Annotated in this window: 22 protein-coding genes and 1 tRNA gene; 2 read left to right on the forward strand and 21 right to left on the reverse strand. The window is 49.0% G+C overall.

Annotated elements, in window-relative coordinates; all coding sequences use genetic code 11:
• Positions 1–645 precede the first annotated feature (645 nt).
• Entirely contained in the window at positions 646–1,806 is a 1,161-nt protein-coding gene (gene hemW / locus V7Q13_RS07015; protein WP_333799971.1) for a radical SAM family heme chaperone HemW, read from the forward strand.
• Between the two features lie 656 nt (positions 1,807–2,462).
• Here the strand turns inward: hemW and V7Q13_RS07020 are convergent.
• Positions 2,463–3,473 carry an NAD(P)H-dependent glycerol-3-phosphate dehydrogenase gene (locus V7Q13_RS07020; protein ID WP_333799972.1) on the reverse strand — a complete coding sequence of 337 codons (1,011 nt, stop codon included), beginning with the start codon at positions 3,471–3,473 and terminating at the stop codon, positions 2,463–2,465.
• 214 nt (positions 3,474–3,687) lie between these two features.
• Between V7Q13_RS07020 and V7Q13_RS07025 the strand changes: the two genes are divergently transcribed.
• Entirely contained in the window at positions 3,688–4,686 is a 999-nt protein-coding gene (locus V7Q13_RS07025) for an aldose 1-epimerase (RefSeq protein ID WP_333799973.1), read from the forward strand.
• A 7-nt stretch (positions 4,687–4,693) separates the two neighbouring features.
• Here the strand turns inward: V7Q13_RS07025 and V7Q13_RS07030 are convergent, their stop codons facing one another.
• The 20 genes from V7Q13_RS07030 to V7Q13_RS07125 form a co-directional block, all read right to left on the reverse strand.
• Entirely contained in the window at positions 4,694–5,464 is a 771-nt protein-coding gene (locus V7Q13_RS07030; protein ID WP_333799974.1) for an SDR family oxidoreductase, read from the reverse strand.
• Between the two features lie 61 nt (positions 5,465–5,525).
• Entirely contained in the window at positions 5,526–5,960 is a 435-nt protein-coding gene (locus V7Q13_RS07035; RefSeq protein ID WP_333799975.1) for a nuclear transport factor 2 family protein, read from the reverse strand.
• Between the two features lie 65 nt (positions 5,961–6,025).
• Entirely contained in the window at positions 6,026–6,526 is a 501-nt protein-coding gene (locus V7Q13_RS07040) for a hypothetical protein (protein WP_333799976.1), read from the reverse strand.
• Positions 6,527–6,686: 160 nt separating this feature from the next.
• Positions 6,687–7,001, reverse strand: a complete 315-nt coding sequence (locus V7Q13_RS07045) for a hypothetical protein (RefSeq protein ID WP_333799977.1) — start codon at positions 6,999–7,001, stop codon at positions 6,687–6,689.
• Positions 7,001–7,261: a hypothetical protein gene (locus V7Q13_RS07050; protein WP_333799978.1), complete on the reverse strand. Its 261-nt coding sequence runs from the start codon at positions 7,259–7,261 to the stop codon at positions 7,001–7,003. Before V7Q13_RS07050 ends, V7Q13_RS07045 begins: the two co-directional genes overlap by 1 nt.
• Before the next feature lie 208 nt (positions 7,262–7,469).
• Positions 7,470–7,544: transfer RNA gene (locus V7Q13_RS07055), tRNA-Arg, on the reverse strand.
• A 48-nt stretch (positions 7,545–7,592) separates the two neighbouring features.
• Complete coding sequence (locus tag V7Q13_RS07060; RefSeq protein ID WP_157476409.1) at positions 7,593–8,165, reverse strand: MarC family protein; 573 nt, start codon at positions 8,163–8,165, stop codon at positions 7,593–7,595.
• Positions 8,166–8,253: 88 nt separating this feature from the next.
• The gene (leuB, locus tag V7Q13_RS07065; protein WP_333799979.1) at positions 8,254–9,327 is read right to left on the reverse strand and encodes a 3-isopropylmalate dehydrogenase; all 1,074 of its coding nucleotides are present in this window, start codon (positions 9,325–9,327) and stop codon (positions 8,254–8,256) included.
• 108 nt (positions 9,328–9,435) lie between these two features.
• A complete protein-coding gene (locus tag V7Q13_RS07070) occupies positions 9,436–10,956 on the reverse strand; it encodes an alpha-isopropylmalate synthase regulatory domain-containing protein (RefSeq protein WP_333799980.1) in 1,521 nt (506 codons plus the stop codon).
• A 20-nt stretch (positions 10,957–10,976) separates the two neighbouring features.
• Positions 10,977–11,573: a 3-isopropylmalate dehydratase small subunit gene (leuD, locus tag V7Q13_RS07075; protein ID WP_333799981.1), complete on the reverse strand. Its 597-nt coding sequence runs from the start codon at positions 11,571–11,573 to the stop codon at positions 10,977–10,979.
• Between the two features lie 152 nt (positions 11,574–11,725).
• Positions 11,726–13,129: a 3-isopropylmalate dehydratase large subunit gene (gene leuC / locus V7Q13_RS07080; protein ID WP_333799982.1), complete on the reverse strand. Its 1,404-nt coding sequence runs from the start codon at positions 13,127–13,129 to the stop codon at positions 11,726–11,728.
• 620 nt (positions 13,130–13,749) lie between these two features.
• A complete protein-coding gene (locus V7Q13_RS07085; protein ID WP_333799983.1) occupies positions 13,750–15,156 on the reverse strand; it encodes an aminotransferase class V-fold PLP-dependent enzyme in 1,407 nt (468 codons plus the stop codon).
• 59 nt (positions 15,157–15,215) lie between these two features.
• Positions 15,216–16,394, reverse strand: a complete 1,179-nt coding sequence (locus tag V7Q13_RS07090) for a lycopene cyclase family protein (RefSeq protein ID WP_333799984.1) — start codon at positions 16,392–16,394, stop codon at positions 15,216–15,218.
• Positions 16,395–16,436: 42 nt separating this feature from the next.
• Entirely contained in the window at positions 16,437–16,922 is a 486-nt protein-coding gene (locus V7Q13_RS07095; RefSeq protein WP_333799985.1) for a beta-carotene hydroxylase, read from the reverse strand.
• 96 nt (positions 16,923–17,018) lie between these two features.
• Positions 17,019–17,729, reverse strand: a complete 711-nt coding sequence (locus V7Q13_RS07100) for a carotenoid biosynthesis protein (protein WP_333799986.1) — start codon at positions 17,727–17,729, stop codon at positions 17,019–17,021.
• Entirely contained in the window at positions 17,713–19,215 is a 1,503-nt protein-coding gene (gene crtD / locus V7Q13_RS07105) for a 1-hydroxycarotenoid 3,4-desaturase CrtD (RefSeq protein ID WP_333799987.1), read from the reverse strand. Before crtD ends, V7Q13_RS07100 begins: the two co-directional genes overlap by 17 nt.
• Positions 19,216–19,249: 34 nt before the next feature.
• The gene (gene idi, locus V7Q13_RS07110; protein WP_333799988.1) at positions 19,250–19,789 is read right to left on the reverse strand and encodes an isopentenyl-diphosphate Delta-isomerase; all 540 of its coding nucleotides are present in this window, start codon (positions 19,787–19,789) and stop codon (positions 19,250–19,252) included.
• 54 nt (positions 19,790–19,843) lie between these two features.
• The gene (locus V7Q13_RS07115) at positions 19,844–20,680 is read right to left on the reverse strand and encodes a phytoene/squalene synthase family protein (RefSeq protein ID WP_333799989.1); all 837 of its coding nucleotides are present in this window, start codon (positions 20,678–20,680) and stop codon (positions 19,844–19,846) included.
• A 75-nt stretch (positions 20,681–20,755) separates the two neighbouring features.
• Positions 20,756–22,240 (reverse strand): phytoene desaturase family protein, encoded by a 1,485-nt coding sequence (locus V7Q13_RS07120; RefSeq protein ID WP_333799990.1) that lies wholly within the window; start codon positions 22,238–22,240, stop codon positions 20,756–20,758.
• An 83-nt stretch (positions 22,241–22,323) separates the two neighbouring features.
• Positions 22,324–22,824, reverse strand: a complete 501-nt coding sequence (locus V7Q13_RS07125) for an RNA polymerase sigma factor (protein WP_333799991.1) — start codon at positions 22,822–22,824, stop codon at positions 22,324–22,326.
• Positions 22,825–22,873: the final 49 nt, after the last annotated feature.

The following is a 22,873-nucleotide window of genomic DNA, read 5'->3' on the forward strand; positions in this document are numbered from 1 at the left end:
ACACGGGTTTTGCGTCAGGCGGGCTGACGTGCAAACTTGGAGCTTTGTGCTTCTATTGAACTTTAGTAGTAAATTGAACATTTGTGCTTCGAAACCCGCCCGAACGCAAAGCCCGAAAACGTTGCGCCGCAATGGCTCACTCCGTTTGCCGGAAAAGCGGGGGTGTATTTCAGCTGATTTACGGAAGGCAAAATGGGGCAATGGATTTTGCCGGTTAAGCTGCGCAAATGAGATTTGCTGAAAACCTGCGTTTTCGAAGCGAATCGCTTTAGCAGCTTAGGCGAAGCTAAAGGCTGGCATTGACATTGTCAATACCCTGAGCCAATAGCTTTGGTAAATCAGGTAGAAATACGGTAATTGCCCATCCGATCCCGTTGGTCGACTTCGCCAATCAGGGATTGGCACAAATAGCCCGACGGGTATTTTCCAGGCAGTACGGTTGGCCACCGCGGGCAACTGCGGTTTTGCAACATTCGCCAGCAGCCTTATCTTCATACATCACCACATCCTGCGAACGTCGCAAAGCCGCAGGACGTTACCCTCTCTATGCTGCTCCATCAGTGCATAGCCACAGCTCCGGCCCACAGGCCGGTTAGCAAGCCTCGCATTCTTCCCCCAAGTTCCTGCACCTTTGCGGCATCATTTATGGCCGGCATATACTTTCACATACCGTTTTGCAGCAAGGCTTGTCACTACTGCAATTTTCATTTTTCTACCTCGCTGCACCGCAAGCCCGAGGTATTGCAGGCCATGCTGCAGCAGTTGCAACAGCGGCAGCTGCCAACCGGTGTAGCACTGCCCACGCATATCAGCAGCATCTACTTTGGTGGTGGTACGCCCAGCCTGCTGAGTGCCGCTGAGCTGGCCCAACTACTGGCGGCCGTGCGGCAGCAGTTTGCCGTAAGTGCCGATGCCGAAATTACCCTCGAAGCCAACCCCGATGATATTGATGCCGCCCGGTTGGAGCAGTGGCTGGCACTCGGCATCAACCGCCTGAGCATGGGGGTGCAAAGTTTTCACGACGACGACCTGCGCTGGATGAACCGTTCCCACCGGGCCAGCCAATCGCTGGCGGCCATCCACGCTGCCCGGGCGGCGGGGTTTCACAACTTCAGCATCGATCTGATTTATGGCGTACCCGGCATGAGCATGGAGCGCTGGCAGCACAATGTGGCGCAGGCCATGTCGCTGCAGGTACCACACCTGAGCTGCTATGCTCTTACAGTGGAAGAAAAAACCGCCCTGCATCATTTTGTACAAAAAGGCAAAGTGGCCCCCATAGATGATGCCCTGCAGGCCCGTCATTTTGAGGCCCTCATGCAATGGACCGCAGCACAGGGCTATGAGCATTACGAAATATCGAACTATGCCCTGCCGGGCAAGCGCAGCCGCCACAACAGCAGCTATTGGCAGGGCCAGCCCTACTGGGGCATCGGCCCCTCGGCCCACTCCTTCGATGGGCAGCATACCCGCTGGTGGAACATTGCCAACAACAGCGAGTACATCCGCCTGCTGCAAGCTGGTGCGCCTGCCTACGAAGTGGAAGTGCTGAGCCCTGTGCAACGCATGAATGAAACCATCATGACGCTGTTGCGTACCAGCGAAGGGCTACCGGTAAACCTCGAGGCGCAACAGATTGGCGGCTATACCTATCCGGCTCATCAGTGGGCTTCGGCGCAAAATTACCTGCATGAATTTATGCAAAACGGTTGGGTAACCTTACAGCGCCACCTGCTGCAGCTGACCAATAGCGGCAAGCTCTATGCCGATCATATTGCGTCGGCGTTGTTTGCAAGTGAGGAGTGATGTGCTGTTGTAGCCGGGATTCGGAAGTCAGTAGTCGGGAGACGGGAAGATCGAGTCCGAAGTCGGTAGTCCGTAGAAGTGCAACAAAAGTCAATTACGCCACTCTACGGCACCTCTCCTGTGGAGAGGCCTGGTGAGGCCAAATGGTCTGGAAACGCCAACCCATTCGATTTTTCTTTATATGTCCTTTTTGCCTTGGTCCAATAAGGACCAAAACCATCAAGCAGATTGTTTGCTGAATTTGCGCCACGCATAGTGCAGGGCCTTGGCCAATAAGATAAGGCCGAGTGCTGTAACGCTGGCGTAATTGCCCAATATGGAAAATGAGAGTGGCATGGTTGTACAACAAGGTACGAATTGCTGTTGCAGTGTATACATAGCAAAACGTTAAGCCCCAGAGGTGGCTTGATGAGCGGTAAGTAAGGCAGCCTTCGTTGCTTTTAAATACCCAATTCAAGAAAGGCGTTTGCACCTTTTTGCTTGCCCAAAAAGGTACCCAAAAAAGGCCCCCGAGATTTATTACACCCAAATCTCGGGTGGGTACCCTGATGTAGCAATGGTGCTACTGTAGTGCCCAGCTATAACACCCTGATGTCGTGCTTCTGAAAGTAGGTTGCCTGATATATTGAGCTTCTCTTTTTGCGCAAAAGAATGCCTTACTGCAACACCTGCTCAATGGCGGCGAAGCCTTCAGCGGCAGGCAGTCCTTCCCACAAAATGCGGTAGATGGTAGTGGCGATGGGCATTTCGGCCAGCACGGTTTGGTTGGTAAAATACAGGCCGCGGCTGGCGGGGTATCCTTCGGCCACCATGTTCATTTCGAGCTGTGCCACTTTTACGCTGTAGCCCTTGCCAATCATGTTGCCAAACGTACGGTTGCGGCTGTACAGCGAGTAGCATGTTACCAGCAAATCGCCGAGGTACACACTGCTGGAGTAGTTGATTTTGCCGGCATCAGGCGCTTGCTTCAGCTCCATCACCTTGCGGATGAAATGCACCAGTTCATCGGCGGCATTGGCAATGTACACACTCAAAAAGTTATCGCCATATTCCAGGCCATGGGCAATGCCGGCGCCTACGGCGTAAATGTTTTTGAGCGTGGCGGCGTATTGCGTACCCCAGATGTCGTGGTTCACCACCGTGTTGAGGTAGTCGGTTTTAAACATAGCGGCAATGGCTGTTGCCGCCGCTACATCTTCGCCGCTAAACGTGAGGTAGGATAGTTTTTCTGCCGCTACTTCTTCTGCATGGCATGGGCCCATGATGGTGAAATAGTGTTCGGTAGGCAGTGCAAATTTTTCGTGCAGCCACTCGTTCAGCAGCTGAAATTTTTCGTTGGGCAAAATGCCTTTTACGGCAGAGATTACCCGCTTGCCTTCGAACGCATTGGCGGGTAAATGCTGTAGCGTCACCAGCACATAAGAGCTGGGCACACAAATTAAAATGGTGTCGCAGGCGGCAATGGTTTCAGCAGCATCGGTGCTGAGGGTAAGCAGGGCCTGGTTGAAATACACGCTGCTGAGGTAATGCGGATTGTGACGGCGTTTTTGCAAATGTGCAATCGTCGACTCATTGCGCAGGCACCAATGAATGGCCTGTCCGTTATCTGTCAGCAATTTGGCCAATGCGGTAGCCCAGCTGCCGCCGCCAATTATTCCCATCTGCATATTCCACACTTTGTTGCAAAGAAAACAAGGTTTGATGAAAGATGGCTGATGTAAGATTTACGATGGCTGATTTGAACTACGTCTGTGATAATCCTTTTTCATCCTGAAAATCTGCGTCCAAGTTTTTCGCACAGAGCTTAGGAGGACACGGAGCGTTTGCTTTTAGCCTTCGGCCTTCAACTTTAAACTTTAAGTCTTGTGTTTTTTTGTTTCCGTGAAAATCCAATCCGGTACTATAAATCAGTATCCCAATGCAACTGGCTCGTACATTTACGGCATGAACTATGTAAGCATACACGAGGGCCGCGTCACGCTGTCTGCAGAGGGCACTACCGCCGAAGTTTGGCCGTCACATGGCGCCCTGCTCAACCGCTGGACACAACATGTAAACGGCACTACCATCGAACTGATAGATGGCTACGACAGCCCCGAAGATTTTGTGGCCCACGCCGAAGCCAAAGGTTTCAGGAGTTGTAAGTTGTCGCCCTATGTATGCCGGCTCAACCAGCAGTTGTACGAATACGAAGGCATCCAATACAAAATTGGCAAGTTCATTCTCAACGATTCAGCCCTGCACGGGTTGCTCTACAATGTTCCCTTTGACATATTGCACCACGAAGCCACCGGTGAGCTGGCCATGCTGATACTGCAGCACCGCTACAATGCCGAAGATGCAGGTTATCCTTTTCCTTTCGACATGACGGTTACGTACACCCTGCAGTCAGGAAAAATTTCCATCAACACCGAAGTAACCAACCGCCACAGCAGCACCATACCACTGGCCGATGGCTGGCATCCGTATTTCAAGTTGGGCAATAGTGTAAATGATTTGCACTTGCAAATAGCCACCGATACCATGCTCGAATTTGATGCTGCCCTCCTACCCACGGGTGTGCTCAAACCCGATCATCGCTTTTCCGATGGCGCAGTGTTGGAAAATACCGAACTCGATAATTGCTTTTTGCTGAACCGCATCAGCCAGGAACCGGCCTGCGTATTGCAAGACCCGCAGAGTGGCAACGCTATTTGCATTTATGCCAATGAAAATTACCCATATCTGCAAGTGTACACACCACCGCATCGCCAGAGCATAGCCATCGAAAACCTGAGTGCCGCACCCGATGTATTCAACAACCGCATGGGTTTGATAGAACTGGAGCCGGGTGAAAGAATTGGCTTTAGCTGTTCGTACGAATTTGTGCAGCTTACTTAAACATACCTTACATACTGCCTTTGTACAAACCGCCTTCTATGGCAAAAGTTTGCCCGGTTGCAAAACCACTGTTCGGGCTAAACAACCATGCCGCCAGTGAAGCAAATTCTGTAGCCGTGCCCAAGCGCCCTACGGGTACTTGTTGTGCCATAGCATTAGCAGCTTCATCGCGGCTAATGCCTGCTACAGCTGCCTTCTTGTCAAATAAACGATTCATTGCATCGGTGGCATGATAGCCCGGTGCCATGATGTTGATGGTGATACCCTGCCCTGCCACTTCCTGCGACAATGTTTTGAGATAACCTACCACCGCCATGCGGATGGCATTGCTCAACACCAAATTTTCTACAGGTTGTTTTACACTCACACTTTCGATGCTGACTATGCGGCCATATTGTTGTGCCTGCATGGAAGGCAGCAAAGCTTTCAGCAATGCAATTTTCCAACGCAGCACAGATGCGTAAGCGTTATCCCAATCGGGCAGTGTGGCTTCGAGTGCCGACATGGCCGGCGGGCCACCCGCATTGAGCAAAATGCCATGCAGTGGTTGCTGTATGGCTGCAGTAATTTTTTGTACACCTTCATCGGTTGTTACATCGGCCACCACGGTATGTACCTGCTGCGGATACGCTGTTTGTAAGGCTTGCAGCTTGTCGGCTGAGCGGGCCACAGCAGTTACTTGCGCCCCTTCCTGCAACAAGGTTTCGGCGATGGCTTTACCAAAACCACCCGATGCCCCACATACCAAAAAATGCTGCTGCGCAATCTGTAAATCCATATTGGCTGATTGTTCTGAGTAAGAAGAAGGCTGCGAAATTACAGGCAACTATGCCCGCTGCTTATTCGATTTTGCAGGCATGGCGGCTCACTAATTTCCAACTGGCTTTACGTTTTACATATACTTCGGTAAATGCCAATGGCATGGAAAAGGTTTTGCCTTGCATGTTGCCTTCAAATTGGCCTTTGCCTGTTACAATAACCATGCTTTCAAACTGGCGGGCCTGCACATCGGTGAAGTGTATTTTTTGATAGCGGAGTTTGCCCGATTGCATGTCGGCAATTACTTCGGTAGCATTTTGCGTCCAACCATTGCTGTGCACATAGAGGCAGCGGGCATCGAGTATGTTACGCAAGCTGTCGTAGCGTTGTGTTATCAGCCATTTGTTTTTTTGCTGTGCCAGATTGGCCACAAATTTTTCGGCTGGGGTTTGCTGGGCCTGCATGGCGGTGCAGAGGAAAATGGTCAACGCCAGAAATGCGAAACGTATTTTCATAGACAGTTGTATGTGCTATGAAAATACGTTTTCTGCCAATGTAATGGCACGGCCCCGGTTTGTAATTATTTCAAGTATTCACTCAACTTGCCTTCATCCGAAGCTTTTATCATCCTCTTCAATTCAGCATTGGGCTTCATGTTATTGTCACCGTTTTTAGCATACGCAATAATCATTTTGCAGGCTTCCAGTGTTACTGTTTTCGGATCGGCTTTCGGAGCATTCTTTTCCAATGCGTATTGTATCATGCCTGCCAAATACAACGACAACCAGTCGTCATTCCCTTTTGTAAATTTCATGGCTTTGGCATCAAGGGTAAATGAATAATCCGGAGAGCCGGTCATCCAGCTAATGATGTAGCGGGTAGCACTGGCCCTTAGTTTATCGGACTGTTCAATAGGATGTGTAAATAAATACCGTGCGGCCTGCAATGCTGCATCATTAGCACCGGCATTGTAATCTTCTTTCAATTCCAGCCGAATGCCATCCCAATCGGGCCAGTTGCTTTGTGCATTTGCTATCACTATGGTCATAGCCAGGCTCATCATCAACAGTAGTTTCTTCATCGGTCAGGTATTTATGTGGTTAATAATATAAAAAGAGGTCAAGCTCCTTTGTATGTCGTCACTTTTAAAAATCTTGGTTTTTTATACTAAGATGAAAATGTCTTCCTTTTCCACAACTACTGATTACAACAGGTCAAATAGGCACATGTATTAGTTACTATTATTGCGCTTCGCTGTACTGCTGTAGTAATTTTTGCATACCTGCCGCATCAAAATAGAAATCCTTTTGCGTAAGTTTTTGTACGATAGCCGGATAAGCAGCGAACATTTTGACGAACGCTTTTTCGCTCCGCCGGGCTGCAAATTTGGGGCTGTACATAGCTACGCCCTGTACGGCCTGTAGCGGGCCTTTGTCTTTGAGTACAAAAAAAGTATTGTAGCTCTCTTTGGTAGCAGTTTTCGATGTGAGAGTTTCCCAGCTGTCTCTGTACAAACAGGTGTGCAACACCCGCGGGGATTCGTAAAGTACCCGCATCAAAAACTCATGTGCCCCATTTGCTGAAAGACCAGTTTGCTTCCGTCTTTCAGTTGAATGTAGCGAATGCTGTCTGCCAGTTGAAACCGCATCACAGAGTTCCCTTTCAGCACTGTTGTTGTATCATCAGGCATCTTAGAAATAAATGCCATTTCATTGATGTAGCCATTGTCTGCGTTGGTATTACCTGCTATGGATATAAAACCAACCCAGGAAGAATCGCCAGCGAAAAAAAGTTGAGCAGGTTGAAAAGTATTCACCGGAAAACGATGGCTGCTGTAAAACCCATGTCGGCCTCCTTATTGAGCCCCTGCATGCGTAGCTATCAAAAACATAGCAGCAGTAGAAATCACCTTCCAAATTATTCGTGAGTGCATGATAGTAAGATTGTACACGAACTTAGCTGCAAAATGTCTTTTACAAAAAAATCAGCCCGAAGGCTGATCTCAGAATATTTTATCTAACAATTGGTGGCCTCGCCAGGAATCGAACCTGGATCTGGAGCTTCGGAAACTCTTATACTATCCATTGTACTACGAGGCCGTAGCGGGCTGCAAATGTGCAACAATTACGCTAAAGAGCCAACACCCGTTAGCTCAGCAGGCCGGGAGCGTTGGCTGCAAAGATTTTTACCGCAATGGCCAGCAATATCACCCCAAAAAACTTGCGGATGGCCAGCATGCCGGCGGGGCCCAACAGTTTGGTAATGAAATCGAGGCTGTGCAATACGAGGTAAATGAAAATGAGGTTGACCAGAATACCCAACAGTACCGGAATTTCATCGTAGTTGGCCCGCAATGAAATGATAGTGGTAAGCGTACCACTCCCGGCAATCAGTGGAAAAGCAATGGGCACCACCGTACCCGACTTAGGGTCGCCATCGCTTTTGAAAAACTCGTGGCCCAAAACCATTTCCAGCCCGAGGATGAAAATGACAATGGAACCGCCTACGGCAAAAGATTTTACATCTATACCCAACAATTGTAAAAATGGCTCTCCTACAAACAAAAACAGGATCATGAGGCCGCCGGAAATCAACGTGGCTTTGAGCTCGTTGATGCCGCCCATTTTTTGCTTGAGCGAAGCCAGCAGCGGCACAGAACCGATGATATCAATGACCGCAAACAGGGTAAACGTAATGGTGAGTACGGCACTTATATCCATATGAAACGCTGGTTATGGCAGTTTGAAAAAATAAAAAAACCTGTGAGGCCTTGAAACCTCACAGGTTGCAAACTTCTATCATTTACCCTTAGAGGCGGTTTAAGATTTCTTCACCAATGGCATCGGTGCCGAGGAGTTTGTCGGCAGGCGTGTCGGCATTGGCAATGTCTCGGGTACGGAAGCCGGCTTTCAGCACAGCATCCACTGCATTAATCACATCCAGCGATTCCTGCTTCATACCAAAGGAAATATCGAGCAGCAATGCGGCAGATAACACAGAAGCCATGGGGTTGGCCAAGCCTTTGCCGGTGATGTCGTGGGCAGAGCCGTGGATGGGTTCGTATACACCCGTGCCATCGCCTACAGAAGCAGAAGCCAGCATGCCCATAGAGCCTGCAATTTGAGAGGCTTCGTCGGTGAGGATATCACCAAAGAGGTTGCCGGTTACCACCACATCAAAACGGCGGGGGTCTTTGATGAGCAGCATGGCGGCCGCATCTACAAACTGGTGTTCCAGTTCTACTTCAGGATAATCTTTGGCCACTTCGAGTACCGTTTCCCGCCAAATGCGGCTGCTCTCCAGCACATTGGCCTTGTCTACACTCATCAGTTTTTTACCACGGGTCATGGCTGCCTCAAAAGCCTTGCGGGCAATGCGTTCCACTTCGTACTTGTAGTAAATCATGGTATCGTAAGCGGCTTTGCCGTCTTCGATACGTTCCCGTTTGCCAAAGTATACATCACCGGTGAGCTCTCTGAAAAACAAGATATCGGCACCGCGTAAAATTTCGGGTTTAATGCTGCTGGCATCGAGCAGTTCATCAAATAATTTGATGGGGCGCAGGTTGGCATACAAACCCAGCTCTTTGCGCATTTTCAGCAGGCCCTGCTCGGGGCGTACCTTGGCCGAAGGATCGTTGTCGTATTTGGGATGACCCACTGCACCAAACAATACCGCATCACTGCTGCGCATGATTTCCAATGAATCCGCAGGCAACGGATCGCCGGTGGCTTCAATGGCTACGTGTCCAATCAGCGCTTCTTCGTAGGTAAATGTGTGGCCATATTTTGCCGCAATTTTTTCCAATACTTTTTTGCCGACTGCGGTTACTTCTTTGCCTATCCCATCGCCGGGTACTACTGCTATGTGTTTTGTTGCCATTTGTGTTGATGATGTTTGTTGTTTGAAAGTTTCAGAGTTCACAAGTTGGTGAACAGCCTTAGGAACTGCATCCTTACTTCCTTATTTCTTATTGTTTATTTCCTTCTTCTACTCCCAAATCAAATTCAGCATTTTCTTCGTGGCTTTGATGGCAGAAACCGTTTGGTCACTGTCGAGGCCACGGGTCTTAAATTCCTTTCCGTTATGCTCCCAGGAAATGATGGTTTCGCAAAGGGCATCGGTTTTACCTCCGGGCGGAATACGCACCGCATAATCGGTGAGCACTGCCAGTGGTAGCTTCTTTTTGAGGTACACTTTCTTAATGGCGTTCATGAACGCATCGTACTGGCCATCACCCTGTGCATTTTCTTCAAATGCTTCATCATTGAAAATGATTTTTACTGTAGCCGATGGCTTGAGGCCCTTGCTATGGGTGAGCACATAGTTCTCTACTTTCACTTTTTCAATTACACTGGCACTGTCCAGCACATCGCTGATGATGTAAGGCAAATCAGCCTGAGTAACGGTTTCCTTACGGTCGCCCAGTTCGATGATGCGTTGTGTTACCCGCTTCAAATCTTCGTCGGCCAACTGAATGCCCAGCTGCGCCAGGTTGTTTTCAATATTGGCTTTGCCCGAAGTTTTGCCGAGTGCATATTTCCGTTTGCGGCCAAATCGCTCCGGCAGCAAATCGTTGAAGTACAGATTGTTTTTCTTATCGCCATCGGCATGTATACCCGCTGTTTGGGTAAATACGTTTTCGCCCACAATGGGTTTGTTGGGCCCCACCCTAAATCCGGAGAAGGTTTCAACGAGTTTACTCACCGAGTACAATGATTTTTCAACCACAGCTGTTTCTACGGTGGGCACATAATCGTTCAACACGGCAATCACACTGGCCAGTGGGGCATTTCCTGCCCGTTCGCCCATGCCATTTACCGTGAGGTGCAAGCCATGCACACCGGCTTTGATGGCCTCAAGTGCATTGGCTACGCCGAGGTCGTAATCGTTGTGGCCATGAAAATCGAAATGAACGCCGGGATAGCGCTGCACAATGGCGCTGAGGTAGTCGTAGGTTTCCGAAGGAATGAGTACGCCCAAGGTATCGGGCAGCAAAATCCGTTTTACCGGTAGTGTCGCTAAGAAGTCGAGGTAGCTGTACACATAGTCCGGACTATTGCGCATGCCATTGCTCCAGTCTTCGAGGTACACATTGGCCGTGATGCCCCGCTTGGCGGCCAGTGCTAGTACTTCGCCTACTTCCTGAAAATGCTGCGCCGGTGTTTTTTTCAGCTGGTGCTGCAAATGGTTGAGCGACCCCTTGGTGAGCAGGTTCATCACTTTGGCGCCTGCTTCTTCCATCCACTTAATGGATACATCGCCATCCACAAAAGTGAGCACTTCAATGCGGTCGAGCAGGCCATTGGTAGCTGCCCAGCCCGTTATTTTTTTCACGGCTTCCAGTTCGCCTTCCGATACCCGTGCAGAAGCAATTTCCACACGGTCCACTTTTACTTCGCCCAGCAAGAGCTGCGCAATGGTCAGTTTTTCGGATGGAGAGAAAGAGACGCCGTTGGTTTGTTCACCATCGCGGAGCGTGGTGTCCATAATTTCGATATGCTTCTTCATGCCGTGGGTTGTAAGTGCTGTTAATACAGCGATTGGGCAGCAAATGCCTTGATGTCTTCTTTAGCTGATTGCAGGTAATCGATGTCATCGAAACCGTTCATCATGTTGTGTTTTTTGTAGCCGTTGATGTCGAACGATTCTTGTTCGCCCGTAGCTACAATCGTTACTTTTTGCTCGGGCAGGTCTACTTTGATTTCCGTTTTCGGATCGGCTTCAATGGCTTTGAAAATCTTGTCGAGAAATTCGGCACTCACGGTTACGGGCAAAATGCCAATATTGAGTGAGTTGCCTTTGAAAATGTCGGCGAAGAAGCTGCTGATAACGCAACGGAAACCATAGTCGTAAATGGCCCAGGCGGCGTGTTCACGGCTGCTGCCACTACCAAAGTTTTTGCCCGCTACCAGTATTTTACCACTGAAGATGGGGTTGTTGAGCACAAAGTCTTGCTTGGGCGAATCGTCGTTGTTATATCGCCAGTCGCGAAACAAGTTGTCGCCAAAACCTTTGCGTTCGGTGGCTTTCAAAAAACGGGCAGGAATGATTTGGTCGGTGTCTACGTTTTCAATGGGCAGGGGTACTGCTGATGATTGAAGCACGGTGAATTTATCGTAAGCCATAGAGAATGTCTGATTTCGGATGTCTGATTTCGGATTTGTTTTACCACAGAGGAGAAGGAGGTATGCACGGAGGAAGGCGGAGGTTTTTAGCCCCCTCACCCCCGGAGGGGAAAGGAAGGTTGCTTTATGACTTTAGCCTTCGGCCTTATGCCTTACAGCAATTCCCTCGGGTCGGTTACTACGCCGGTTACGGCAGCGGCAGCGGCTACCAGCGGACTGGCGAGCAGCGTACGGGCACCGGGGCCCTGGCGACCTTCGAAGTTGCGGTTGCTGGTACTGACGGCATATTTACCGGCAGGTATCTTATCGTCGTTCATGGCCAGACAGGCAGAGCAGCCGGGCTGACGCAGCTGAAAGCCTGCTTCTGTCAAAATATCGTAAATGCCTTCTTCCCGAATCTGCGCTTCTACAATGTGTGAACCAGGCACAATCCATGCGGTTACATGATCGGCTTTTTTACGGCCCTTAACCACCGAAGCGAAGGCCCTGAAATCTTCAATGCGGCCATTGGTACAGCTGCCTACAAACACATAATCTACTTTTTTGCCCATCATGGCTTCGCCTTGCTGAAAGCCCATGTACGCCATCGATTTATCGAAGCTGGCCTGACCGCTGCCAATGGCTTCGGCGGTAGGAATGCTTTGGCTGATGCCAATGCCCATGCCCGGGTTGGTGCCGTAGGTAATCATGGGTTCGATATTGGCCGCATCAAACTGATACTCTTTGTCGAAGCTGGCGCCGGCATCGGTTTTCAGCGTTTTCCAGTAGGCCAGCGCCTTGTCCCAGGCTTCGCCTTTGGGGGCTTTTTCGCGGCCCTGTATGTAGTTGAAAGTAGTTTCATCGGGGGCAACCATACCGCCACGGGCACCCATTTCGATGCTCATGTTGCACACGGTCATGCGGCCTTCCATGGTCATGTTTTCAAACACATCGCCGGCAAATTCTACAAAGTATCCGGTAGCACCGGCAGCAGTGAGCTGGCTGATGATGTAGAGCACCACATCTTTGGGCACCACGCCTTTTTGCAGCTGACCGTTTACACTGATGCGCATTTTCTTCGGCTTGGGCTGCATGATGCACTGCGAAGAGAGCACCATTTCTACCTCGGAAGTACCAATGCCAAACGCAATGGCACCAAAGGCGCCGTGGGTGGAAGTATGCGAGTCGCCACACACAATGCTCATGCCCGGCAGGGTAATGCCGTTTTCGGGACCTACCACGTGTACAATACCATTTTTAGGGTTGTTGAGGCCCCAGTGCGAAATGCCGTACTTGGCCGAGTTGGTTTCCAGGGCCTTGAGTTGGTTGGCACTCAGCGGATCTTGCACGGGCAGGTGCTGGTTGATGGTGGGTGTATTGTGGTCGGCGGTGGCAAAAGTGCGTTCGGGGTACAAAACGCCAATGCCGCGTTGTTCCAGTCCCAAAAAAGCAACGGGGCTGGTTACTTCATGAATAAAATGGCGGTCGATGAACAATACATCGGGGCCGTCTTCAATTTTACGCACCACGTGGGCATCCCATACTTTGTCGAACAGCGTTGTAGCTTGATTACTCATTATGCGAACGGTTTGAATGATTCTTGATGTTTTTCCATTCATCAGGAGATATTATTGAAAAAATATCAACCAATAAATCTCAATACTTAAAAACATCGAACGGCCGCAAATGTAGCCGTTTCACCCCCTTTGGCACAAATCGTTTTTACTGGCAGATTACGCTGGCTAACAGGGGAAAATGGTTGGCAGTTGGTGGTTGATGGATGGTAGTTGAGAGATGTTGGATGACAGATGTTAGATGTTAGTTCGGCGAGTCAAAACCGAATTAAAACTACTTTTCTTTCCGTCTTCCGGTCTTTCATACTTGCCGCCCTTCGGCATTCCGATAGCTATCGGAATCAGGGCTTCAGCTTCTCTTCTTCCGGACTTTCTGACTTTCGGTCTTTCCGTCTTTCGGATTTTAACCTCACCCGTCCTCTCCACAGGAGAGGTGACGTAGAGTGGGATGGTTGAATTTGGTTGCCCTTCTTCGAACTTTGGACTTCCCACTCCCGACTTCCGGTCTTTCCGACTTTCCGTATTCGATGCCAGAGATGCTTCCATCGTCAGCATGACTATTTCTCCGATCTCCTGACTACCAACTCCGGACTTTCGGACTTTCGGTCTTCCCGACTTCCCGTCTATTTCAAGTACTGCTTTAAAAACTGCACAAAGCGGTACACATCGGCAAAGTTGCTGGCGAGGCCCAGCGAAATGCGGATGGCGCCCCGCATACGGCCGAGGGCAGTAATCATGTCTTGAAAATCGCCACCTGAGCGGCTGGTAAAGTAGGCCGATAGCTCATCGGTGCTGATGCAGTTGTTGATTTCGTCGATGCCGGGATTGCAGAAGCAACCGGTACGAAGTGAAATGTTTTCACGGTTGGCATCGGCCTCCACATGCAGGTAGGGCAATGCCACACCCGCACTATCAAACACATTGAAGATAATTGTGCCGCCACGGGCTGAGGTGTCTTTGGGGCCAAATACATGCACCAAAGCCTCGCCGTTGCTGTGGCGCAGGCTTTGCAGCTGCTGCAGCAACCAACCCGTAAGCATACTCACCCGGTTATGAATGGTATCAATACCGATATGATGGATGTGCTCGAAGCCAATTTTGAGTGCCGGAATGCCGAGATAGTTGAGGGTTCCGTCTTCAAAACGTTCATAGTTTTCGGCGAGGAAAAAGTTATCGCTGCTCACACTCACAAACTTGACAGTGCCGCCGGCAAACCATTGTTTGTGCAGCTTGTCGAATACTTTTTTGTGTACAAACAAAGCGCCTAAACCCGTGGGGTAACCGAATATTTTATAAAAAGACATCGACACAAACTCAGGCTTTACCACCGATAAATTGAGGCGATTGCTGGGCACAAAAGCGGCTGCATCCAGGAGCACATCCCAACCTAACGCATGGGCTTTCTCAATCCACTCTAAACTGTGCTGCACACCCGAAACATTCGACTGCGCCGGAAATGCAAAGAGCTTGTTTGTTTTATCGGGATGGGCTTCGAGGTATTGCTGCAGCTGGCTTTCATTCACCCGCAGGTCTTCAATATCTACCGGGCTGTAGGTATGCGAAGCGCCTTTCATTTTGCAATACTCCCGTATACCGTTCACAGAGTTATGATTGTCGAACAGGAGCAAAAAATGGCCATTGTCGTGAAAGGGATAGCCCTCACCAATAATCTTCAATGCTTGTGAAGCGTTGGCCGTAAAGACGAGGTGATAATCATGTGCCTGAAAATAATCGATGATGTATTGGCGGGTTTCATCAATCAGCTTGCCTGCTAATTGAGACGTAGGATTGGTGCTGTGCGGATTGCCAAACACCGATTGCTGTAAGAGTTCTAAATGCCGCTGCACTTGTGAAGCAGCATACAAATTGCCGCCGGTATAATCTAGGTACAAATGACCTTGTGCATCGAGGCGGTTGTACTCCGTGGCCCGCATATCATCGAGCAGTTGGGTACTGTGGAAATCGGGGTACTGTTGTAAGAAGGATACTTGTGCCTGCTGCAGGCCGGCAGTAGTTGGTTGGGCAATCATAAGAACGGCGTTGTGGCCGCAATGCTCCGAAAAAACCCCGACTTGTTGGGTGACAAAGGTCAGCCGGTTTTGCGGCGCAGGTGCCGCAGCTGCTGTAGAGCGGCGGGCACAAAATATTTCCACGGCGTGGTGTTCATGAGGCGCAGCTCCTGCCACAGGCTGGTTTGGTTGTCTAAAAAACGGAGCACACGGGCCGCAGGATTGCGCTGAAACAATTGGAAAAAGACATCGGCACCGGGCAACTTTCGCTCATGTAAAATTTGCAGCAGCACACTATCGTAAAAATGAAAGCGCTGCTGCATGGGCAGTGCCGTTGATTGATTGTTGAGCAAGGCTTTTACAAGTTGTTCGCTGTGCTGCTGAATGTGCTGAAAGGTGTACCCGGTAGATGCTTTGGTACGGCCACCAGCAGTACCGATGTAAGTAACACAACCTTCTTGTGCAGGAAACCGCAGGTTGGTCATGGGTATGATGCCATTCTCTACTTCGCTGATGTGAAAGCTGTGCAGCTTCAATTCATCTTGCATGAATTGCTGCAGGCCTGCATCGTACTGCTCATTGGTGAGTACTTCTTCGGTGAACAACGTGTATTCTACCAACGCCTTTCGTTTGCTGAGTGGCAGCACGTACATAAATGCGCATCCGTGCTCCTGGCTTACCCGAAAGTTCATGAGGTCGGCGGCGGCTTCGTCAAACACATCTTCTTCCGTTTCGATAAACCAACCGCGAAAATGTTGCAGCAGGTAAAACTCATCGGGCTGCATTACCGGCTCTTGCAAGAGCACCGATGAAAAAATATGTGTGGCTTTGAAAGTACCGCCACCGGTGGTGATGATGCCGTTGGCTGCATCAACGGATTGCACATTGCCATAGTGCAATTGCACATTGGGCGCTGCTGCCAACTGCTGCATGCCATGCTTGTAAAAATCGATGCTGCGAATCATTTTGTACGCATAACCATCGAGCTGCAAGGGCAAGGCGCCTTGCGGATGTTTCACCCACAATTGCTGCCAGCTGTGGTGCACCAAATGCTCAAAGTAACCAGGTTGTTTTTCCCAAAAGCACCAGGTACGATCGTTGCCTGCTTTGGGGGCTTTATCGATGACTAATATTTTTTGTTGTCCCAAACGAGGCTCAGCGGCCATGCGTACCGCCAACGACAAACCCGCACAACCGGCACCGAGAATGATGTGGTCGAACTGCTGCATAGGATTACCGGAAGTTGAAGGGAGTGACACAACGAAGTTGAATAGGATTACTGCAGCTGGTGCACAAAATAATTACGCTTTGGATGCCTGCTGTCGTTGCCTGTCGGCACGTACTTTATCCCAGTAGGTTTTGGCTACGTAGAGCATGCCGAAACTTTCGCCGTCTTCTTTGCCAATGTGCTTGTGGTGCATTTTGTGTGCCCACCGAATGGTGCGAACGTATATGTTATTGCTGCGGGTAAACCATTTGAAGCGTTGGTGAATAATGACATCATGCACCAGGAAATACGCAAAGCCGTACATGGCAATACCAAAGCCTATGGCGGCGGCCCAATAAACGCCGTTTTGCAAACCCAGCATGATGCAGAGCCAGCTGGGAATGGCGAAGATGAGGAAGAAGGCATCGTTCTTTTCGAACACATGGCCACGGGGGTTGTGGTGGTCTTCGTGGAGGTACCACAAAAAACCATGCATCACGTATTTATGCGTAGCCCAGGTAATGCCTTCCATGGCGAAAAATGTACCGAGAGTAATGAGTATCCAAAGTGACCAATGCATATGTATTAGTTTACGAGTTGATTAGTTTACGAGTTCACAAGTTCGAAAAGATTTGTCTTTGGTCTTCGGACTACCGTCTCCAGTCTTTCCGACTTTTTATCCCACCGTTCGCAGTAGCAAAAAGAACATGAACTGTATGAGTAACAAATGCACAGCGAAGAGGTTTTGTTTGCGAAAAGGGAATTGATGAAACAAGACCAAGATAACCACACTAACGAGGTACCATGTAAGATAATTGAATAGCGGGATTTCGCCGCCGGCCCACTGCCAATAGCCCAAGGATACGGCTACGGGTTCTAGCACCCAATCGAATAGCACCGCCAGCATAGCACCATCTAACACGACAGACACGGCCTGCCAAATTTTGGGCATGTTGGCCGCACGGCTATTGGGCCGGTTGAGCAGCCAATGATGCAGCATGTGCATGGCCACGCCTACACAGTACGTAGTCACCAACCACTGCACACCAATGAGCAACGGAACGCCATTGATACCCCAACCCATGACACTGCCATAGCTGTAATTGCCAAACAACAATCCGGTGGTAACGCCGATATATTCAGTGCCAAAACCAATAACTGCAGCGGCAATGGAGTACCACCAAAACCAGCGGTTTTTGTCGGGCTGCGTCCACAGCACTAAGGCCAGGCAAACCAACAAGTTGAGCCAGGTAAGGCTGATGAAAAACGTGCTCTTGAAAATGCCGATAGCAATAAAGCCAGATACATGAAAGGCCAGTGCAATGATGAAGGCCCATTTTTCCCGAACGGGCTGCGACAGGCCGGCGAGATTAGTGATGGGCAACATGGTTTGTCTTGTATTGTTGTTGAATAAGATTGGCGGTGATGGCTGCGCTTTGCATGCAGAGGGGAATACCGCCACCGGGATGCACACTTCCACCTACAAAATAAAGCCCTTGTATTTGTGCACTATCGTTGGCGTGGCGTAAAAATGCAGCCATACGACTGTTGCTACTGGTGCCATACAAGCTCCCCATATAGCTGGCGGTGCGTTGCTCAATGGTTACAGGATCGAGCACTGCTTCTGTTTCGATGAGAGCTTCAACATCGCACTGCAGTTGTGCACTCAGTTTGCTGATGATGCGTTGCCGGGCTTCCGGAATCCATTCGCTCCAAGGCTGGCCTACATTGGCCGGCGCATTGATCATCACAAACCAATTTTCCTTGCCTTCGGGTGCCTGTCCACTTTCCATTTTGGAAGTGATGTGGATGTACACCGTTGGGTCGTGGTAAAAGGATTTGGTTTGAAACAGATGCCGAAACTCTTCAGCATAATTATCGCTGAAGAAAATATTGTGCAGGCCCAGTTGTGGAAAGGATGTTTTGATGCCCCAGTAAAAAATAAGAGCACTACTGCTGCGTTCCTGCTTCAATACTTTTTGGGCTGCCAGTTCATTGCGCAGCAAATGTTTGTACGTAAAATAGACGTCGGCATTGCTCACAATTAAATCAGCCATGATGTTGCGGCCATTCACTACTACTCCTTCTGCTTTGCCGGCAGATTCTATAATGCGATCGACTTTGCTGTTGAAATGAAACTGAACGCCTTTCTTTTCGGCCAACCGATGCAACGCATTGGTAATGCTAATCATGCCGCCTTTAGGATAGAAGGTGCCTTCATTCAATTCAAGGTGCGGAATGAGGCTGAGCATGCCCGGCGCCTTATAAGGATTGCTGCCATTGTAGGTAGCATATCGATTAAACATCTGTACGGCTTCTTTCGTCGTAAATGCCTGCTCGTTGTAGGCATTCAAACTACCCATGAGCAAGCTCTTGCTGCTATGCTTTATGGCTGTAGCCACATCCTTCCAGCTAAACTGCCGCCAATGGCGCAGGCTTTTTTCTACAAACAGTTTTCCAATCTTGTTGTAGGTGGTAGCGGAGCGTTGCAGATAGGCATGTACGTTGGCTGCTGGTTCGCCCAGTTGGGTTTCCATTTCTGCAGCAAACCTGCTATGATCGGCCCAAGCGGTTACTTGTTTGCCATTGGCAAAAAAATAGCGGCAGGCTACGTCTGACTGTACGTATTGAAAATAATCCTGAATGGGTTCGTTGGCGAGAGCAAACAATTCTTCAATGTATTGCGGCTGGGTAAACAAAGAAGGGCCCGCATCAAATGCATAACCATCTTGCTCAAACCAACTGAGTTTACCACCAGGATAGCTGTTACTTTCAAACACTTGCACCTGCCAGCCTTGCACTGCCAGGCGAATAGCAGTAGCCAATCCGGCTATGCCTGCTCCCACAATGATTGCCCGGCCTTTGCTACTCATCTCCTAATTGTTTTTATTGCTAACTCATTTGCAGTTATGCAGGCGTATTTGCATTCAGGTGTTGCGCTACCAATGGTAGGGCTATCTTAAACCATTCTGTGTATTTGTGTGCCGAAGTAGCCATGTCGGCATTGATTTCTTCAATGGAACGAAAAGTGTAAGCGGCTACTTCTGCCGGATCCGGTTCGATGGTAGCATCATCAATTTCACCAATGAACACGTGATCAAATTCGTATTCGTACAGGCCATTGTCGAAGCTGGCCTGATAGGTAAAATGAAAAGCTTTTTCAACGGGCACACTAATGCCCATTTCTTCTTTCAGCCGACGGGCGGCCGCATCAGCTACGAGCTCGCCGGGGTAAGGATGACTACAACAGGTGTTGGTCCACAAGCCGGCACTATGGTACTTGCTGTGTGCCCGTTGCTGCAGCAACAAGCGTTGTTGTTTATCAAACAAAAAAATACTGAAAGCCCTGTGCAAATGAGGCGACTGATGAGCCGCCATTTTTTCCATGGTGCCTATGGGTTCATCTTGCTCATTTACCAGTATTACGTCGGGCGATGCTTGAATCATAATGCAAACAAAGGCAAAAGCAGCAACATGCATGCCCTTACCCAAAAAGAAAACTTATAAAATATTGAACTGGCTGCGCAGGCCTGCTTTGGCCACAATCATGGCTTTGCCATAGTTGGGTATACGGATGCGTTCTTCCAAAATGCGGCGGGCTTCCAGCCGCTTTATTTTTTTGAACAGCGAGAGGTAATACTTGTAGGCAACGTACACACCAAACCTTGCTTTCATGGGCAGCTGAATGATACCTTGGTAAGCATCTTTAAAATCTGCTTCAATGTCGGCCTCAATCTGGCGCTTTTCTTCGTTGGTAAAATTGCGAAAATCGCAGTCGGGAAAATACACCCGATCCATGCCTTCGTAATCGGCTTTCACATCCCGCAAAAAATTCACTTTCTGAAAGGCGGCGCCCAAACTGCGGGCCGGATCTTTTAGTTTGTCGTACAAGTTTTTATCGCCATCGCAAAAGACCTGCAGGCACATAAGGCCTACCACTTCTGCACTGCCATAAATGTATTGCTGATAGCCACTGGCATCATACACTTTTCTGCTCAGGTCGAGCTCCATGCTATAGAAAAAAGCTTCTATCAAATGGCGGTCTACATGGTATTGATTAACTGTGAGCTGGAAGCTATGCAATATGGGATTGAGACTGATGCCTCTTTCCAAAGCAGCATAGGTTTCTTTTTTAAATTCCTGAAACAATTGCTGCTTATCGAAGTCGTGAAAAGTGTCTACTATTTCATCGGCAAAGCGAACAAAACCGTAAATATTGTGAATGGGCTGCCGCAGATCCTGATGCAACAATCGGATAGCACTGCTAAACGAAGTGCTGTATCGCTCCGTGGTTACTCGGCTGCAGATTTCGCTTACCTGGTGAAACAATTGCATCATACTTGAGTGCCTTGGTTTTTATCGGATGAAGATTGAAGGCATTGTAACAATCAATCGAGCATTCGGTTTGAAGAGTTAGCTAAAATTTTGGTTGATGAGTGTGGCTACCACTTCGCCGCTGATAAGGCTGGGTGGTACACCAGGGCCGGGCACAGTAAGCTGACCGGTATAATACAAGTTATCAATCTTTTTGCTTTTAGCCGTAGGTTTCAAAATAGCTGTTTGCATGAGTGTATTGGCCAGTCCGTAAGCATTACCACGAAAGGCATTGTAGTCGTGCACAAAATCGCTGAGGGCAAAGGAGCGGTAATACACAATATCGTCTTTGATGGTTGTGCCCAGCCGCTCTTCAAAACGCTCTATGATTTGCTGAAAATAGCGTTGGCGCAACGCTTCATCGTCGCCCTCCAACCCTGTTGCTACCGGTATCAAAAAGAACAGGTTTTCGCCATCGGCAGGTGCCTGGCTGGCATCGGTTACAGAAGTGGCACTTACGTAAAACAGCGGTTTGTTTGGCCAGCGGGGCGTAGCATAAATGTCTTGTGCGTGGGGCGCAAAAGACGTATCAAAAAACAGTGAATGATGCTTGAGACCCGGCACCTTTTTCTTGAGACCCACATAGTACAACAAACAACTGGGCGCCATCACCCGACTGTTCCAGTAGCTGCTGCTGTAGCTCTGGTATTGCGGCTGCAACAGTTTGGTTTCAGTAAAATGATAATCGGCACCACTCACCACCACATCGGCTTCCAATACAACGGGTGTGCCTTTGTGCAAAGCCGTTACCGACCTGGCTTGCTTGCCTGTTACATCAATTGATTGTGCATCGTGCTCAAACAGAAATTGCACCCCCAGCTCTACCGCCATTTTGTACATGCCTTCGGCAATTTTAAACATGCCGCCCTCCGGAAACCAGGTGCCGCCTTTAATATCGGCGTAGTTCATGAGGCTGTACAAAGCAGGGGTATCTTCGGGCAGGGCACCTAAAAACAGGGCCGGAAACTCCAGCAATTCTCTTGTTTTAGGATGTTTGAAATGCTTACCGAAATGCTTTTTGATAGATGTAAACACATCCAGGCGAAACACACCTTTCAGTAAGTCTTTGTCTAAAAACTCGGCTATGCTTTGGCCGGGTTTATACACCAGTTTGTTGATGCCTATTTCGTATTTGTACGCCGCTTCGGCCATTACTTTATACAAGGCGGCGGTGGCACCGGGCTCTACGCTTTCCAGCATGGCGGCCAGTTCGCTATAAGTAGCAGGTATGTCCCAATGGTCGTCGGGCCAGTACACCCGGTACGATGGGTCGAGGCGAATGAGCTTGTAATAATCTTCTACTTTGTGGCCGAAGCTGGCAAAGTAGCGTTCAAAAACATCGGGCATCCAGTACCAGCTGGGGCCCATGTCGAAGGTGAAACCATCCACTTCAAACTTGCGTGCCCGGCCACCCGGCAGGGTATGTTTTTCTACCACCGCTACCTGCCAGCCGCTTTTGGCCAAAAAACTGGCAGCCGACATTCCTGCAAATCCACTTCCTATTACTACTGCTTTCTTATTCAACGTGTTGGCTTTGTATAATAAAAAATGTCCCGTCAGTTTTGTTTAACGGGACATGGAAAATAGTTGAAAAAAGTTGAAACCGCTTAATGACGTTCCAGATGGGCTTTTAGGAGTTTTCTGGCAAAGTGTATGCGGCTCTTAATGGTACCCAGCGGCTCCTGCAGCATATCGGCAATTTCATGGTACTTGTATCCATCGAAGTACAACATGAATGGCTTTTTGAATATTTCCGGAAGGCTTTCCAGCGCCTTGTTGATTTCCTTCAACTTCATATTACCCTCAGCAGGATTGGCCACTACAGATTGATTGTAGTTGAGTAAAAATTCGTTTGGGGTGCTATCAAAAATGGTATGCTGCTTGGCTTTTCTACGATAATTGTTGATGAAAATGTTGCGCATGATGGTATACAACCATGCTTTAATATTTGTACCAACGTTGTACTTTTCTTTATTGGCTAATGCCCGGTACATGGTTTCCTGCAACAGGTCATTGGCTGTCTCATGGTCGCGGGTAAGCGTAACCGCAAATGGCCTGAGAAAATCGGCATTATCCAGCAGCAACTTATCAAATTCTACAGTAGACATATCCGCAGGTGTTTAATTATTAGAACGTGAAGTTAAACACAAATCCTTC

This window comes from Phnomibacter sp. (genome assembly GCF_036803085.1).
Lineage (GTDB): Bacteria > Bacteroidota > Bacteroidia > Chitinophagales > Chitinophagaceae > Phnomibacter.